Origin of the sequence: Pseudomonas sp. MYb13, assembly GCF_002980075.1 — a bacterium.
In the GTDB taxonomy this organism is placed as follows: domain Bacteria; phylum Pseudomonadota; class Gammaproteobacteria; order Pseudomonadales; family Pseudomonadaceae; genus Aquipseudomonas; species Aquipseudomonas lurida.
Genome location: NZ_PCQI01000002.1, coordinates 519,711 through 533,824, shown reverse-complemented (window position 1 = coordinate 533,824; position 14,114 = coordinate 519,711). Strand labels below are relative to the sequence as shown.

14 protein-coding genes are annotated in these 14,114 nt (G+C 60.7%); 8 read left to right on the top strand and 6 right to left on the bottom strand.

What is annotated here, in order from left to right:
* The first annotated feature begins 110 nt into the window (after positions 1-110).
* The 3 genes from CQ002_RS05985 (at position 111) to CQ002_RS05975 (ending at position 2,073) form a co-directional block, all read left to right on the top strand.
* A complete protein-coding gene (locus tag CQ002_RS05985; RefSeq protein ID WP_024073431.1) occupies positions 111-728 on the top strand; it encodes a glutathione S-transferase N-terminal domain-containing protein in 618 nt (205 codons plus the stop codon).
* Between the two features lie 17 nt (positions 729-745).
* Positions 746-1,165, top strand: a complete 420-nt coding sequence (locus CQ002_RS05980; RefSeq protein WP_025856284.1) for a ClpXP protease specificity-enhancing factor — start codon at positions 746-748, stop codon at positions 1,163-1,165.
* Positions 1,166-1,323: 158 nt separating this feature from the next.
* Positions 1,324-2,073: a FadR/GntR family transcriptional regulator gene (locus CQ002_RS05975; RefSeq protein ID WP_034102166.1), complete on the top strand. Its 750-nt coding sequence runs from the start codon at positions 1,324-1,326 to the stop codon at positions 2,071-2,073.
* A gap of 1 nt (position 2,074) precedes the next feature.
* On the opposite strand, the gene CQ002_RS05970 is transcribed toward CQ002_RS05975, so the two are convergent.
* Together CQ002_RS05970 and CQ002_RS05965 are read right to left on the bottom strand one after the other, a co-directional pair.
* Positions 2,075-2,449: a hypothetical protein gene (locus CQ002_RS05970; protein ID WP_144401124.1), complete on the bottom strand. Its 375-nt coding sequence runs from the start codon at positions 2,447-2,449 to the stop codon at positions 2,075-2,077.
* 132 nt (positions 2,450-2,581) lie between these two features.
* A complete protein-coding gene (locus CQ002_RS05965; RefSeq protein ID WP_105161654.1) occupies positions 2,582-3,736 on the bottom strand; it encodes a phospholipase in 1,155 nt (384 codons plus the stop codon).
* Between the two features lie 234 nt (positions 3,737-3,970).
* Here CQ002_RS05965 and kdgD point away from each other — a divergent pair, with 234 nt between their 5' ends.
* The 5 genes from kdgD (at position 3,971) to CQ002_RS05940 (ending at position 10,558) form a co-directional block, all read left to right on the top strand.
* Positions 3,971-4,882: a 5-dehydro-4-deoxyglucarate dehydratase gene (gene kdgD, locus CQ002_RS05960; protein ID WP_034102171.1), complete on the top strand. Its 912-nt coding sequence runs from the start codon at positions 3,971-3,973 to the stop codon at positions 4,880-4,882.
* A gap of 54 nt (positions 4,883-4,936) precedes the next feature.
* Positions 4,937-6,382: an aldehyde dehydrogenase family protein gene (locus tag CQ002_RS05955; protein WP_034102172.1), complete on the top strand. Its 1,446-nt coding sequence runs from the start codon at positions 4,937-4,939 to the stop codon at positions 6,380-6,382.
* 181 nt (positions 6,383-6,563) lie between these two features.
* Positions 6,564-7,928: an MFS transporter gene (locus CQ002_RS05950; protein WP_034102173.1), complete on the top strand. Its 1,365-nt coding sequence runs from the start codon at positions 6,564-6,566 to the stop codon at positions 7,926-7,928.
* Between the two features lie 11 nt (positions 7,929-7,939).
* Complete coding sequence (garD, locus tag CQ002_RS05945; protein ID WP_034102174.1) at positions 7,940-9,493, top strand: galactarate dehydratase; 1,554 nt, start codon at positions 7,940-7,942, stop codon at positions 9,491-9,493.
* A 123-nt stretch (positions 9,494-9,616) separates the two neighbouring features.
* Complete coding sequence (locus tag CQ002_RS05940) at positions 9,617-10,558, top strand: AEC family transporter (RefSeq protein WP_034102175.1); 942 nt, start codon at positions 9,617-9,619, stop codon at positions 10,556-10,558.
* A gap of 109 nt (positions 10,559-10,667) precedes the next feature.
* Here CQ002_RS05940 and CQ002_RS05935 read toward each other — a convergent pair whose 3' ends face one another.
* From CQ002_RS05935 to gatB, 4 genes are all read right to left on the bottom strand, one after another.
* A complete protein-coding gene (locus CQ002_RS05935) occupies positions 10,668-11,051 on the bottom strand; it encodes a carboxymuconolactone decarboxylase family protein (RefSeq protein WP_105161655.1) in 384 nt (127 codons plus the stop codon).
* Positions 11,048-12,094 (bottom strand): calcium/sodium antiporter, encoded by a 1,047-nt coding sequence (locus CQ002_RS05930; protein ID WP_034102177.1) that lies wholly within the window; start codon positions 12,092-12,094, stop codon positions 11,048-11,050. Before CQ002_RS05930 ends, CQ002_RS05935 begins: the two co-directional genes overlap by 4 nt.
* A 58-nt stretch (positions 12,095-12,152) precedes the next feature.
* Positions 12,153-12,524 (bottom strand): septal ring lytic transglycosylase RlpA family protein, encoded by a 372-nt coding sequence (locus CQ002_RS05925; protein ID WP_105161656.1) that lies wholly within the window; start codon positions 12,522-12,524, stop codon positions 12,153-12,155.
* A 144-nt stretch (positions 12,525-12,668) separates the two neighbouring features.
* Positions 12,669-14,114, bottom strand: a complete 1,446-nt coding sequence (gatB, locus tag CQ002_RS05920; protein ID WP_034102179.1) for an Asp-tRNA(Asn)/Glu-tRNA(Gln) amidotransferase subunit GatB — start codon at positions 14,112-14,114, stop codon at positions 12,669-12,671.

Genomic DNA, 14,114 nt, shown 5'->3' with positions numbered 1-14,114 from the left:
CGGCATCTCTGAATACGTAGCGGTCTGGTTGTACCAGGCGTTACAGGGATGCTCTCTGGGCGCGCTCGTTTTTGAGCTTTCGATAATTTCAACAAGCGAGGAGGACCGCCATGGGCGTGACCAACCGGTTGGCCTGTTACTCCGACCCCGCCGACCACTATTCCCACCGAGTACGTATCGTGCTCGCAGAGAAGGGTGTCAGCGCCGAGATCATCAGTGTGGAAGCAGGTCGTCATCCACCCAAACTGATCGAAGTGAACCCTTACGGCAGCTTGCCCACCCTGGTCGATCGTGACCTGGCGTTGTGGGAGTCGACCGTCGTGATGGAATACCTGGATGAGCGTTATCCGCATCCACCCTTGCTGCCGGTGTACCCGGTGGCGCGTGCCAACAGCCGGCTGCTGATCCATCGGATCCAGCGTGACTGGTGCGGCTTGGTGGATGTGATTCTGGATACCCGCAGCAAAGAAGCGGCACGTGTACAGGCGCGTAAGGAATTGCGCGAGAGCCTGACCGGCGTTTCGCCGTTGTTCGCCGATAAACCTTTTTTCCTCAGTGAGGAACAAAGTTTGGTGGATTGCTGCCTATTACCGATACTCTGGCGTTTGCCGATTCTCGGTATTGAACTGCCGCGGCCGGCCAAGCCGCTGCTTGATTACATGGAGCGCCAGTTTGCGCGTGAGGCTTTCCAGGCGAGTCTGTCTGGCGTCGAACGCGATATGCGCTAAGGCTTAAGGAGCCGCTGATGAACTCCAGTCGACCCTACCTGGTCCGCGCGCTCTATGAGTGGATTGTGGACAACGATTGCACCCCGCACATGCTGGTCAATTCCGAATTTCCTGCGGTTCAGGTACCGCAGGGTTTTGCCAGCGACGGGCAGATTGTGCTGAACGTATCACCCAGCGCCGTGCGCCACCTGCACATGGACAATGAAGCGGTAAGCTTCGAAGGGCGTTTCGGCGGTGTGCCGCATACGCTGTACGTGCCCATTGGCGCCATCCTCGGCATTTACGCCCGGGAGAACGGCCAAGGCATGGTGTTCGATCTGGAATCACCTTTCGAGGATGACGAATCGATCGAGACCGAAGAGGGCGATGATCTGCCGCCACCGGATTCCGAGCCACCGCGCCCGAGTGGCCGGCCGAGCCTGAAAGTCGTGAAGTAGCGAGCTGTCCCCTTGGGGTTAGCTGAAAAAATGCCTCGACCTGCGTCGGGGCATTTTTTTGCGCGCACGATAAGGATGAAAGTCGCGGCCAGACGGTGATCGTACAACCACCATGGGCTATGATGCGTGCTCAAGCTCACCGAGAAAGATGATTCATCATGGAAAACGCTAACACCGCCCCTCGTCTTCCCCGCAAGCGCCGTAGCCTTGCCCAGGAATTGGTCACGGTGTTGTCCGAGCAGATCCGCGACGGCCAACTCAAGCGTGGCGACAAACTGCCCACCGAGTCGGCGATCATGGACGCCCATGGGGTCAGCCGCACCGTGGTGCGCGAGGCGATCTCACGCTTGCAGGCAGCGGGGCAGGTCGAAACCCGTCACGGTATCGGTACCTTCGTGCTGGACACACCGAGCCCGAGTGGCTTTCGCATCGACCCGGCCACGGTGGTGACCCTGCGTGATGTACTGGCGATTCTGGAACTGCGGATCAGCCTGGAAGTGGAGTCGGCAGGCCTCGCGGCGTTACGTCGTAGTGACGAACAGTTGGCCGCCATGCGTGCGGCACTCGATGCCTTGAATGAAAGTGCCGCCCATGCCGGCGATGCTGTGGCCTCAGACTTCGCGTTCCACTTGGAAATTGCCCTGTCCACCGGCAACCGCTACTTCACCGACATCATGACCCACCTGGGCACCAGCATCATCCCGCGTACCCGCCTCAATTCGGCGCGGCTGGCCCATGATGACCAGCAGCACTACATGGGGCGCCTGAGTCGTGAGCATGAAGAGATCTATGAGGCGATTGCCCGCCAGGATTCGGATGCGGCGCGGGCGGCCATGCGGTTGCATTTGACCAACAGCCGGGAGCGGCTGCGCCATGCCCATGAAGAGGCGCAAGCGCAGCGCGGGTGAGCTATCTGTTGATGGTCAGCGAAATCGGCGCAGAGCTCAGCGGTACGCTGGATTCACCGATGGTTTGATAGCGCAGCAGTGTGGTCTGGTCTGCAAATCGCTCCAAGGCTGATTTGGGAACCTCCACTGTCAGGTTCGGAAGCTGTTGATAGTCTTGCGCATCCTCCGGACATTCACCTGCGCTGATCTTGTCCCCCGACCAGGCAGGCTCTTCCGGATCAGCGCCCAGAATCGCGTACACCGTCCCCTCTGGAAAGAGGCGAGCGTCTTCTGGAATGAAGACCACCAAAGGGCCTGTGAACGTGGACAGGCTGATCTCCGCTTGGTCAAAGGGGCCAGTGACAGTGATAGTGAGGCCAGGGACTGGGTTCTCCATGATGAGCGCTCCGATGCCATTGCGGTGGTAGGTCAACCCAGGATTCAGATTCCTGGCTCCTGAGCCACCTTATCCACCGCAGCGGCGCTGTATGAAACTGTTAGAAATCACAGTTTCGATAAACGGTATTCCTCACGTAGGAGTATTCGGTTTGTAATCCTTGAGCAGCAAATACGTACTCCATCCCCACCAATCATTGGTCCAGTGCTTGTCGTTCAAGTCATTCACGTCCTTGCGGCGCAACACTTTGTTTCCCTCCATCTTGAACAGCGGCGAGAAATTATTTGCCGAGTTTTGCGCGGCATTCAGATCCGGCACATACAGGGGCGCCTGGAATTCGGCCGGGGAGGGGGCAACACCCTTGATAAAGGTATCGAAGATCTCATCCGCCGATGCTTGCACCGCGCGTTTGACCTGCTCCCGGTTGTCCGCGTCGATGGCGTCGAAGTAGCGTTTATCCCCATAGGCATGCCATTCGTCTCCGTGGGCATTGCGTACCTTGAGCCCGAACTTGCTGTCTTCGTCGTGCATGAAACGGCTGATCAGCGAACCCAATTCGCCGGGTGTCACGACTGCAGCCAACTGCTTGCGCGGTACGCGCAGGTGGCCGGCGGAGAACAGGTCGGTCAAGAAGTGATCAGCAAAACTGTTCATGGCATACGCCAGTTCCAGTGCCTGGTCGGTGCCTGTTTGATGCGCCACCACTGCCTGCTGCAACGCCGCCGTATGGCCGGCAAGGTAGGCCGACAGTGCCCATTCGCCGAAGTGGTCGGCATTGTCCGCCGCCAATTTCAGGTAGCGTCCCAATGGAATCAGTGCCGAAACGGCGCTGCCTCCTCCGGTGATGCGGTTCCACTCTTCAGACAACGAATCGCCCAGCGCGTCATAAGCCTCATGGGCTTGCTTGCCGTCCTTGATCGCCTGCTTGACCGCATTGATCTCCTTTTGCATCACCGCGAGGATCTTGTGCGCTTCTTCCCGCGAGGCAGGCAGCACCGCCAGGCTGTTGAAGGCGGCGTTAAAGCGTTGCACGCGTTCCGCAGGCGAGGCACCGTCGCTGATGGGCTGGCCTGGGATGCCATAGAAGTCGCCGCCCAGTGCGATCACTTGGCCATACGTCAGCGCCAGTCCGTTGGGCAGGTGCAGTTCGACTTGGCGTGCGGGGATCGCCGGGGCTTCCTTGACGAAACGCAACAGCGTGTCGTCGCCAATGGCGGTGTGTTCACCCCCTTCGAAACGCAGGGTGGGCGGGTTCTTTTCGGGTGCCGCGAGTTCTAGGCCTGACATGTTAGCTCCTTGCTATGTCGTAGGAATCTTCCGTAATAACTGTATGTATATACAGTTAATGCGAGCATAGAGGAAAAACTTCCTACGTCAAGAACTCACGCTTCAACTCGGCGAAGGATGAAGTCTGATGAATTGCTGTTGACGAATCTTTTTATAGTTGTACGATGACGTACGACATCACCAAAACCAACAACAACCTTTCGACAGAAAGTCTTCGCCCAGGGTGTTCGAATAATGAATCCACAAGAACTGAAGTCCATCCTCTCCCACGGTCTGCTGTCTTTTCCGGTGACCGATTTCAACGCCCAGGGTGACTTCCACCAGGCGGGCTACATCAAGCGTCTGGAATGGCTCGCCCCTTACGGCGCCACTGCCCTGTTCGCTGCCGGTGGTACCGGTGAGTTTTTCTCCCTCGCCGCCAGCGAATACTCCCAGGTGGTGAAAACCGCTGTTGATACCTGCGCCACCAGCGTGCCGATCCTTGCCGGTGTCGGCGGTTCGACCCGCCAGGCCATCGAGTACGCCCAGGAAGCCGAGCGCCTCGGTGCCAAGGGTCTGCTGCTGCTGCCGCACTACCTCACCGAAGCCAGCCAGGACGGCGTCGCCGCCCACGTTGAGGCGGTGTGCAAATCGGTCAAGATCGGCGTGGTGGTGTACAACCGCAACGTCTGCCGCCTGACCGCGCCGCTGCTGGAACGCCTGGCCGAGCGCTGCCCGAACCTGATCGGCTACAAGGATGGCCTGGGTGACATCGAGTTGATGGTCTCGATCCGCCGTCGCCTGGGTGATCGTTTCAGCTACCTCGGCGGCCTGCCGACTGCAGAGGTTTACGCCGCTGCCTACAAGGCCCTGGGCGTGCCGGTGTACTCCTCGGCGGTGTTCAACTTCATCCCGAAAACCGCGATGGACTTCTACCACGCGATTGCCAAGGACGATCACGCCACCGTCGCCAAGATCATCGACGACTTCTTCCTGCCGTACCTGGACATCCGTAACCGCAAGGCCGGCTATGCGGTGAGCATCGTCAAGGCCGGTGCAAAAATCGCAGGCTATGACGCCGGCCCGGTGCGTACGCCGCTGACCGACCTGCTGCCAGAAGAATATGAAGCACTGGCCGCGCTGATCGACAAGCAAGGCGCGCAATAACCCATCTACAAGGCCGCTGAGTGATCAGCGGCCTTTTGCGTCAGGAGAAGATTTGTGTCCCAAGCCCAACGTTTTGACAACTACATCAACGGCCAATGGGTGGCCGGTGCCGATTACTGCGTCAACCTCAACCCGTCGGAGTTGTCCGATGTCATCGGTGAATACGCCAAGGCTGATGTTGCCCAGGTCAACACCGCCATCGACGCTGCCCGTGCGGCATTTCCGGCCTGGTCCACTTCTGGCATCCAGGCTCGACACGACTCCCTGGACAAAGTCGGCAGCGAAATCCTCGCGCGCCGCGAAGAACTCGGCACCCTGCTGGCCCGTGAAGAGGGCAAGACCTTGCCCGAAGCCATTGGCGAAGTGACCCGCGCTGGCAATATCTTCAAGTTCTTCGCCGGTGAATGCCTGCGCTTGTCTGGTGACTACGTGCCGTCGGTACGCCCTGGCGTTAACGTTGAAGTCACGCGTGAAGCCCTGGGTGTGGTTGGCCTGATCACGCCGTGGAACTTCCCGATCGCCATCCCCGCCTGGAAGATCGCCCCAGCCCTTGCCTACGGTAACTGCGTGGTGATCAAGCCTGCCGAGTTGGTACCGGGCTGTGCCTGGGCCCTGGCCGAAATCATTTCTCGCGCCGGTTTCCCTGCCGGTGTGTTCAACCTGGTGATGGGCAGCGGCCGCGTCGTGGGTGATGTGCTGGTCAACAGCCCGAAGGTCGATGGCATCAGTTTTACCGGCTCTGTCGGTGTCGGTCGTCAGATCGCCGTCAGTTGCGTGTCGCGCCAGGCCAAGGTCCAGTTGGAAATGGGCGGCAAGAACCCGCAGATCATCCTCGACGACGCGGACCTCAAGCAGGCCGTCGAGCTGTCGGTACAGAGCGCGTTCTACTCCACCGGCCAGCGTTGCACGGCGTCCAGCCGCCTGATCGTCACCGCCGGTATCCACGACCAGTTCGTTGCGGCGATGGCTGAGCGCATGAAGTCGATCAAGGTCGGCCACGCCCTCAAAAGCGGCACTGACATCGGCCCGGTGGTTTCCCAGGCCCAGTTGGACCAGGACCTCAAGTACATCGACATCGGCCAGAGCGAAGGTGCGCGGCTGGTCAGCGGTGGCGGCCTGGTCACCTGTGACACCGAAGGCTACTACCTGGCACCGACGCTGTTTGCCGACAGCGAAGCCGCCATGCGTATCAGCCGTGAAGAGATCTTCGGCCCGGTCGCCAACGTCGTGCGCGTGGCGGACTACGAGGCAGCGCTGGCGATGGCCAACGACACTGAGTTTGGCCTGTCGGCGGGCATTGCCACCACGTCGCTCAAGTACGCCAACCATTTCAAGCGCCATTCCCAGGCCGGGATGGTGATGGTCAACCTGCCGACTGCCGGCGTGGACTATCACGTTCCATTCGGTGGCCGTAAGGGCTCCTCCTACGGTTCACGCGAGCAAGGTCGCTATGCGCAAGAGTTCTACACCGTGGTGAAGACCAGCTACATCGGTTCGTAATACGCAGTACCCGAGGCGCCTGCTTGTTAGTGGCTGGCGTGCCTGCGATAGCATCATCGGTGTGCGCCTGACACACCGAGTTGCCTGTATCGCGGGCACGCCCGGCTCTCACCTAAAAGCGGTCCTCATCGACAACTAGGCAATTACCCGCAAAAAAAATAATTAGTGGGAGTACTTCTACATGCAAGCGACCAAGCCGACCCACGTCCGCTATTTGATCCTGCTCATGCTGTTCCTGGTGACCACGATCAACTACGCCGACCGGGCCACCATCGCCATCGCGGGCTCCAGCCTGCAAAAAGACCTCGGCATCGACGCGGTCACCCTGGGTTACATCTTCTCTGCTTTCGGTTGGGCCTACGTGGCCGGGCAAATTCCCGGCGGCTGGCTGCTGGACCGGTTCGGTTCGAAAAAAGTCTATGCCCTGAGCATCTTCACGTGGTCACTGTTTACCGTGCTGCAAGGCTACGTCGGTGAGTTTGGCGTCTCTACCGCGGTTGTTGCGCTGTTCATGCTGCGCTTCATGGTGGGCCTGGCCGAAGCGCCGTCCTTTCCCGGTAACGCACGGATCGTGGCCGCCTGGTTCCCGACCGCTGAACGCGGTACGGCGTCGGCGATCTTCAACTCGGCGCAATACTTCGCCACCGTGTTGTTTGCACCGTTGATGGGCTGGATCGTCTACAGCTTCGGCTGGCAGCACGTGTTTATCGTGATGGGCGTGATCGGCATCCTCTTCTCGCTGATCTGGCTGAAAGTCATCCACAGTCCGCGCCAGCATCCGATGATCAACGAGGCCGAGTTCAACCATATCGCCGCCAATGGTGCGATGGTCGATATGGACCAGGACAAAGGCAAGGGCAAGAAAACCGACGGTCCGAAGTGGGACTACATCCGCCAGTTGTTGACCAACCGCATGATGCTCGGCGTTTACCTGGGCCAGTACTGCATCAATGGCATCACCTACTTCTTTCTCACCTGGTTCCCGGTGTACCTGGTGCAGGACCGGGGCATGACTATCCTCAAGGCGGGTTTCATTGCGTCGTTGCCGGCGATCTGCGGGTTTATCGGCGGCGTGCTCGGCGGGGTGATTTCCGATTACCTGCTGCGCAAGGGTCACTCCCTGACCTTTGCACGCAAGGCGCCGATCATTGGTGGCCTGTTGATCTCCAGCAGCATCGTGGCCTGCAACTATGTGGATATCGAATGGATGGTGGTGGGCTTTATGGCCCTGGCCTTCTTCGGTAAAGGCGTTGGCGCACTGGGGTGGGCGGTGGTGTCCGACACGTCGCCGAAACAAATCGCCGGCCTCAGTGGCGGCTTGTTCAACACCTTCGGTAACCTCGCATCGATCACTACGCCGATCGTCATCGGCTACATCATCAGCACCACCGGTTCGTTCAAGTGGGCCTTGGTGTTCGTCGGCGCCAATGCGCTGGTGGCGGTGTTCAGTTACCTGGTCATCGTTGGCCCGATCAAACGTGTAGTACTCAAAGAGCCGCCCACCAAGGGACCTGAGTTGACCAACCTAACCGAAGCGCATTCCTGAGGGGCCGTGTGATGCAGTTGATTGAACATGCCGACTCACCGCGCTCGATTCGTCTTCACGAGCGCGACAATGTGGTGATCGTGGTCAATGACCAGGGCGTACCGGCCGGGACCGAGTTCCCGGACGGCCTGGTGACCGTGGATTTCATCCCGCAGAGCCACAAGGTGACCCTGGAAGATATCCCTGAAGGCGGTCAGATCATTCGCTACGGCCAGACCATCGGTTACGCCCTGGCGCCGATTCCGCGCGGCAGTTGGGTGCAGGAAGATCAACTGCGCATGCCCACCGCGCCGCCGCTGGACAGCTTGCCGCTGTCCACCGAGGTGCCTGACACCCAGGCACCGCTGGAAGGCTTTACCTTCGAGGGCTATCGCAACGCCGACGGCACCGTGGGCACGCGCAATATCCTCGGTATCACCACCACGGTGCAGTGCGTCACGGGCGTGCTCGACCACGCGGTCAAGCGCATCAAGGACGAATTGCTGCCGAAGTACCCGCATGTCGACGACGTGGTAGCGCTGACCCACAGCTACGGCTGCGGCGTGGCGATCACTGCGACGGATGCCTACATCCCGATTCGCACCGTGCGCAACCTGGCGCGCAACCCGAACCTGGGGGGCGAGGCCCTGGTGATCAGCCTGGGCTGCGAGAAATTGCAGGCCGGGCAAGTGATGCACGACAACGACAGCTCGGTCGACCTGAGTGAGCCGTGGCTGTATCGGTTGCAGGATTCCAGCCACGGCTTTACTGAAATGATCGAGCAGATCATGGCGCTGGCCGAGACGCGCTTGAAGAAACTCGACCAGCGCCGCCGCGAAACCGTGCCGGCGTCCGAGTTGATCCTGGGCATGCAGTGTGGCGGCAGTGATGCGTTTTCCGGCATCACCGCCAACCCCGCGCTGGGGTATGCCTCGGATTTGTTGCTGCGGGCCGGGGCGACGGTGATGTTTTCCGAAGTAACGGAAGTTCGCGATGCGATATACCTGCTGACGTCTCGCGCTGAAAGCGAGGCCGTTGCCCAGGAGTTGGTCCGGGAAATGGACTGGTACGACCGCTACCTGGCCAAGGGTGAAGCGGACCGCAGTGCCAACACCACGCCGGGTAACAAGAAGGGTGGCTTGTCGAATATCGTCGAGAAGTCCCTGGGCTCTATCGTCAAGTCCGGCAGCAGCGCGATCAATGGGGTGCTGGGGCCTGGCGAGCGCTTCAAGCGCAAGGGCCTGATCTTTTGTGCCACACCCGCCAGTGACTTTGTGTGCGGTACCCTGCAACTGGCGGCGGGGATGAACCTGCATGTGTTCACCACCGGGCGCGGCACGCCTTACGGGCTGGCAATGGCGCCGGTGGTGAAGGTCTCTACCCGAACGGAACTGGCGCAGCGCTGGCCGGACCTGATCGATATCGACGCCGGGCGCATTGCCACCGGGCGCGCGACCATCGAGGAGCTCGGCTGGGAGTTGTTTCACTTTTACCTGGATGTGGCGAGCGGCAAGAAGCAGACGTGGGCGGAGCACCATAAACTGCATAACGACATCACCTTGTTCAACCCGGCGCCCATCACCTGAGACCGTCGCGGACCTTGTGGGGGCCGGCAAGCCAGCTCCCACATTTGATCAGCGTTGCCCGGACGAATCGGGCTGCATGGCTTATCATTAGCCACCTAACGACGCTCACCAAGGTTCACCGGCATGCTGGCAATTTTCCTTACCACCCTCACCATCACCGCGCCGGTGTTTGCCATGCTGTTCCTGGGTGTGCTGCTCAAGCGCATCAACTGGATCAACGACAACTTTATCCACACGGCGTCGTCCTTGGTGTTCAACGTCACCATGCCGGCGTTGTTGTTCCTTGGCATTCTGCATGCCGACCTGCACTCGGCGCTCAAGCCGGGCTTGCTGATTTATTTTGCCGTCGCCACGTTGCTCAGCTTTGCCTTGGCCTGGGGCTGGGCGATCTTGCGTTGCCCACGTGAAGACCGCGGCATTTATACCCAGGGTGCATTTCGCGGCAATAACGGCGTGATCGGGCTGGCGCTGGCCGCCAGCATGTACGGCGACTACGGGATTTCCCTCGGCGCGATTCTCGCCGCGCTGGTGATTCTGTTCTACAACACCCTGTCGACCATCGTGCTGGCGGTGTACAGCCCGGTGATCAAGTCCGACCCGTGGAGCATCTGCAAGAGCGTGGTGGCCAACCCGCTGATCATCAGCGTGATTGCGGCCACGCCGTTCGCGGTGTTCCAGATTGGCTTGCCGGGTTGGCTGGAGTCTTCGGGCCAGTACCTGGCGGACATGACCTTGCCGCTCGCGTTGATCTGCATCGGTGGCACCCTGTCACTGGCGGCTCTGCGCAAAAGCGGGAGCATGGCCCTCAGCGCCAGCCTGGTGAAGATGATCGGCCTGCCGCTGGTCGCGACGTTGGGCGCCTGGCTGCTGGGGTTCCGGGGGCCGGAGCTGGGGATTCTGTTCCTGTACTTCGGTGCACCGACTGCAGCGGCCAGCTTTGTCATGGCGCGGGCGGCCGAGGGCAATCATGAGCTGGCGGCGGCGATTATCGTGATCACCACCTTGATGGCGGCGGTGACCACGAATATCGGGATCTTTGTGTTGCAGGCGGGTGGTTGGATCTGATTTTCCCGGTGTGTGTGAGGGCCAATCGCAGGCGAGCCAGCTCCCACATTTAAGCGTACTAAACATCAACCCAGTGGGAGCTGCCTTGCCTGTGATCGCTCGCTAACCGTCACTGCTTATTGGCCTGGTAGGCATCGATCACTTCCTGCGCCGCCCGAAACGCATCAATCGCCGCCGGCACCCCGGCATATACCGCGCAATGCAACAGCGCTTCGCGGATCTCTTCCACCGTACACCCGTTGTTCAGCGCGCCGCGCACGTGGCCCTTGAGCTCTTGCGGGCACTTGAGCGCGGTGAGGGCGGCGAGGGTGATCAGGCTGCGGGTCTTCAGCGGTAACCCTTCGCGGTTCCACACACTGCCCCAGGCGTGTTCGTTGACGAAATCCTGCAGCGGCTGGCTGAACTCGGTGGCGTTGCCCAGGGCGCGGTCGACGAACACGTCGCCCATGACCTGGCGACGCATTTCAACCCCAGGCTTTTTCTGATCGGTCATTGCGATTCCCTCTTGTGTTGGCGGCGCCAGGCTCGCAGCGTGCTGAACAACAGGAAAGCCACCAGCACTGGCAGGACGTAGTACAGCATCAGTTGTTCAAGCTTGTTCGCCAGGGGCATGCCAGTGGTGAATGCCATCACATGCAGGCCGTACGCCAGGTACAAGCCCAGCAGCACCAGGCCTTCGGCGCGGGTGACGCGGTAGCCGGTGTAGAACACCGGCAGGCACAGCACCACCACGCCGAGCATCACCGGCAGGTCGAAATCCAGGGCGTTGGGCGACACCGACAGGGGGGAGGGCGCGAGCAGGGCGGTCAGGCCCAGTACACCGAGCAGGTTGAACAGGTTGCTGCCGATCACGTTGCCCACGGCAATTTCACGTTCGCCGCGCAGGGCTGCAATCAGTGACGTCGCCAGGCACGGCAACGAGGTGCCGACACCGATCAGGGTCAGGCCGATCACGCGCTCCGACAGGCCCAGGTCGCCAGCCACATCCACCGCCGCTCCCAGCAGCAAATGCCCGGCCAGCACCAAGACCAACAACCCGCCGAATATCAGCAGCACACTGCTCAACCAGGGGGCGCGGGCGACGGTGTCCAGTGTGCGTGGGCGGCGGGAATGGCGCGTCTGGTAATGCAACACGCCCAGGTAGGCAAGCAGGGCAACGAGCAGCACCAGGCCGTCGATGGGCGTGAGTTCTTCATTGGCCGCGAGGGTGAACACCAGCAGCCCGGCCAGGATCATCACCGGAATGTCCAGGCGCACCAGCTGGCGTGAGACTCGCAGGGGAATAATCAATGCCGACAGGCCCAGGGTCACCAGGATGTTGAAGATGCTGCTGCCGATCACGCTGCCCACGGCGATATCGGTGTTGCCGGCCAAGGTGGCTTGCAGGCTGACGGTCATCTGCGGCGCGCTGCTGCCGAAGGCGACGATTGTCAGGCCAATGATCAGCGGCCGCACCTTGAGGCTCGCGGCCAGGCGCACGGCGGCGCGTACCAGGATTTCGGCACCGATGATCAGCAGCACCAGGCCGCTGACCAATTCCAGCAGGCTCCAGGGCGAAAGGGCGGTTAATCCGAAAATGGCCAGGGCTCCGTCTTCAGTTGCTCAAGGCTTGCACGCGAACCCGTGCGGTTCCGCTGCTCATCATACCCAGTTGCTCTGCAGCCTTGCGCGAAAGATCAATCAAGCGCCCACGGGTATGCGGGCCGCGATCATTGATGCGGACAACCACGGATTTGTCGTTGTCGAGATTGGTGACCTTGACCTGGGTGCCGAACGGCAATTGCCGGTGGGCGGCGGTCAGGGCGTTCTGGTTGAAGGGTTCACCGCTGGCGGTCTTGTTGCCATGGTGCTTGGCGCCGTAATAGGAGGCGGTGCCGGTTTCGTCGTAGCCGTTGGGGTTGATGATGCCGCTGGCACAACCGGCCAGTAGGGAGAACAGGGCCAGCAGGCCGAATAGACGCTTCATGCAAGGAGTCCCATTACAAATGTTGGCGTTGGCTTGTGTGGGAGCTGGCTTGCCTGCGATGGCTTCACCTCGGTGTAACTGATGCACCGAGGCGCCTGCATCGCGGGCAAGCCCGGCTCCCACAGAAGCCGGGTCCTACACGTGTCAGCCTTCGAGCTTGCTTTTCAGCAGTTCGTTCACCTGTTGCGGGTTGGCCTTGCCTTTGGAGGCTTTCATCGCCTGGCCCACAAAGAAGCCGAACATCTTGCCGCGCTTGGCTTCGTCTGCCGCGCGGTACTGCTCGACCTGCTCGGCGTTGGCCGCGAGCATTTCATCGAGCACGGCCGAGATCGCGCCGCTGTCGGTGACTTGCTTGAGGCCGCGCTTCTCGATGATCTCGTCGGCGCTGCCTTCACCGCTGGCCATGGCTTCGAACACGGTCTTGGCGATTTTGCCGGAGATGGTGTTGTCCTTGATGCGCAGCAGCATGCCGCCCAATTGCTCGGCGGTGACCGGGGCTTCGTCGATTTCCAGGCCTTGCTTGTTCAGCAGGCTGCCCAGCTCCACCATCACCCAGTTGGCCGCCAGCTTGGCGTCACCGGCAATGCTCACGACTTTTTCGAAGTAGTTGGCTTGCTCACGGCTGGAGGCCAGCACGCTGGCATCGTAGACCGACAAGCCGAACTGCTCCTGGAATCGCTCGCGCTTCTGCTGCGGCAATTCCGGCAGGGTGGCGCGGATGTCGTTGAGGAAAGAGTCCTCAAGCACGACCGGCAACAGGTCCGGGTCGGGGAAGTAACGGTAGTCGTTGGCTTCCTCTTTGCTGCGCATGGCGCGGGTTTCGTCTTTGTTCGGGTCGTACAGGCGGGTTTGCTGGATGACCTTGCCGCCGTCTTCGATCAGCTCGATCTGGCGACGCACTTCGCTGTTGATCGCCTTCTCGATGAAACGGAACGAGTTGACGTTCTTGATCTCGCAGCGAGTACCGAACTCGACTTGGCCTTTTGGGCGAATCGACACGTTGCAGTCGCACCGCAGCGAGCCTTCGGCCATGTTGCCGTCGCAGATACCCAGGTAACGCACCAGTGCGTGGATGGTCTTGACGTAGGCCACGGCTTCCTTGGCGCTGCGCATGTCCGGCTCGGAGACGATCTCCAGCAACGGCGTGCCGGCACGGTTCAGGTCGATACCGGTAGCGCCCGGGAATTCTTCGTGCAGGCTTTTGCCGGCGTCTTCTTCCAGGTGGGCGCGAGTGACGCCGACGCGCTTGATGGTGCCGTCTTCCAGGGGGATGTCCAGGTGGCCTTTGCCGACGATCGGCAGTTCCATCTGGCTGATCTGGTAGCCCTTGGGCAGGTCCGGATAGAAGTAGTTCTTGCGCGCGAACACGTTGTGCTGGCCGATCTCGGCGTCAATCGCCAGGCCGAACATCACCGCCATGCGCACCGCTTCCTGGTTCAGCACCGGCAGTACGCCGGGCATGCCCAGGTCTACCAGGCTGGCCTGGGTGTTGGGCTCGGAGCCGAACGTGGTGGCGCTACCGGAGAAAATCTTCGATTGGGTGGCGAGCTGGGTATGAATCTCCAGCCCGATCACGACTTCCCATTGCAT

Excerpts from the sequence above, each read along its gene's own strand:
- CQ002_RS05935 (WP_105161655.1), bottom strand. The coding sequence starts at position 11,051 with ATGACCGATCAGAAAAAGCCTGGGGTTGAAATGCGTCGCCAGGTCATG.
- CQ002_RS05950 (WP_034102173.1), top strand. The coding sequence starts at position 6,564 with ATGCAAGCGACCAAGCCGACCCACGTCCGCTATTTGATCCTGCTCATG.
- CQ002_RS05925 (WP_105161656.1), bottom strand. The coding sequence starts at position 12,524 with ATGAAGCGTCTATTCGGCCTGCTGGCCCTGTTCTCCCTACTGGCCGGT.
- CQ002_RS05975 (WP_034102166.1), top strand. The coding sequence starts at position 1,324 with ATGGAAAACGCTAACACCGCCCCTCGTCTTCCCCGCAAGCGCCGTAGC.
- CQ002_RS05940 (WP_034102175.1), top strand. The coding sequence starts at position 9,617 with ATGCTGGCAATTTTCCTTACCACCCTCACCATCACCGCGCCGGTGTTT.
- CQ002_RS05980 (WP_025856284.1), top strand. The coding sequence starts at position 746 with ATGAACTCCAGTCGACCCTACCTGGTCCGCGCGCTCTATGAGTGGATT.
- gatB (WP_034102179.1), bottom strand. The coding sequence starts at position 14,114 with ATGCAATGGGAAGTCGTGATCGGGCTGGAGATTCATACCCAGCTCGCC.
- CQ002_RS05965 (WP_105161654.1), bottom strand. The coding sequence starts at position 3,736 with ATGTCAGGCCTAGAACTCGCGGCACCCGAAAAGAACCCGCCCACCCTG.
- kdgD (WP_034102171.1), top strand. The coding sequence starts at position 3,971 with ATGAATCCACAAGAACTGAAGTCCATCCTCTCCCACGGTCTGCTGTCT.
- CQ002_RS05970 (WP_144401124.1), bottom strand. The coding sequence starts at position 2,449 with ATGGAGAACCCAGTCCCTGGCCTCACTATCACTGTCACTGGCCCCTTT.
- garD (WP_034102174.1), top strand. The coding sequence starts at position 7,940 with ATGCAGTTGATTGAACATGCCGACTCACCGCGCTCGATTCGTCTTCAC.
- CQ002_RS05985 (WP_024073431.1), top strand. The coding sequence starts at position 111 with ATGGGCGTGACCAACCGGTTGGCCTGTTACTCCGACCCCGCCGACCAC.